This is a genomic window from Candidatus Symbiopectobacterium sp. NZEC135 (genome assembly GCF_025962695.1).
In genome coordinates this window covers 1-750 of record NZ_JAGFPF010001053.1, presented here as the reverse complement: position 1 = coordinate 750, position 750 = coordinate 1, and the positions used below count along the sequence as shown (strand labels likewise).

Below are 750 nucleotides of genomic sequence, written 5' to 3'. Positions count from 1 at the left end.
AGCGAGCTATGTCAGTGTCGGCAAGAAATCAACTTTCTGGTGTGGTGGCGTCGGTAACCGAAGGCGCGGTCAATAATGAAGTGGTTCTCACGTTGGAAGGTGGGGAAACCCTGACCACCGTGATCACCCGTGCCAGCAGCAATACGCTGGGTCTGGTGCCGGGTAAAGCTGCGATTGCACTGGTCAAGGCGCCCTGGGTGATTCTGGCTTCGGCCAACAGCGGCCTGGTGTTCTCCGCCCGTAACCAATTCCGTGGCAAAGTGACCTCTGTCATTCCCGGCGCGGTCAACTCCACCATCCATTTGCTCACCGGCAGCGGCTTGGCGCTGACCTCCACCATCACCAATGAAAGCGTGGCAGAGATGCAGGTCAGCGTTGGCAGTGAACTGATCGCCCTGATTAAAGCCTCCAGCGTGATTTTAGCGACCAAAGCCTGATGCGACGCGTTCGGTATGCCATTAGGGCATACCGACTATTTTCCCCTCTGGGCCGAGGGTGATTACCCTATCGGCACTGGCGAGCGTCGATTCTCGATGTGCAATGATAATCCGGGTAATGTTCATCTGCCTGATCGCCAGATTAACAAAGGCTTCGCTTTCTTTATCCAGTGCGCTGGTGGCTTCGTCCAGAAAGAGAATGCCCGGTTTGCGATAGAGCGCGCGAGCGATAAACAGGCGCTGTTTTTGCCCCCCGGAAAGCCCTTCACCCAACTCCCCAAACAGGGTTTCATAGCCCAAGAGTAATGCCAAG

The 750-nt window shown here is 55.9% G+C and carries 2 protein-coding genes; one reads left to right on the top strand and one right to left on the bottom strand.

The window, feature by feature from the left end:
* Positions 1-8 precede the first annotated feature (8 nt).
* On the top strand, positions 9-437 hold the full coding sequence (locus J5224_RS32385) for a TOBE domain-containing protein (RefSeq protein WP_264629042.1): 429 nt from the start codon (positions 9-11) through the stop codon (positions 435-437).
* Between the two features lie 21 nt (positions 438-458).
* On the opposite strand, the gene J5224_RS32380 is transcribed toward J5224_RS32385, so the two are convergent.
* Positions 459-750, bottom strand: a 292-nt coding sequence (locus J5224_RS32380; protein WP_264629041.1) for an ATP-binding cassette domain-containing protein, incomplete at its 5' end; no start/stop codon positions are given.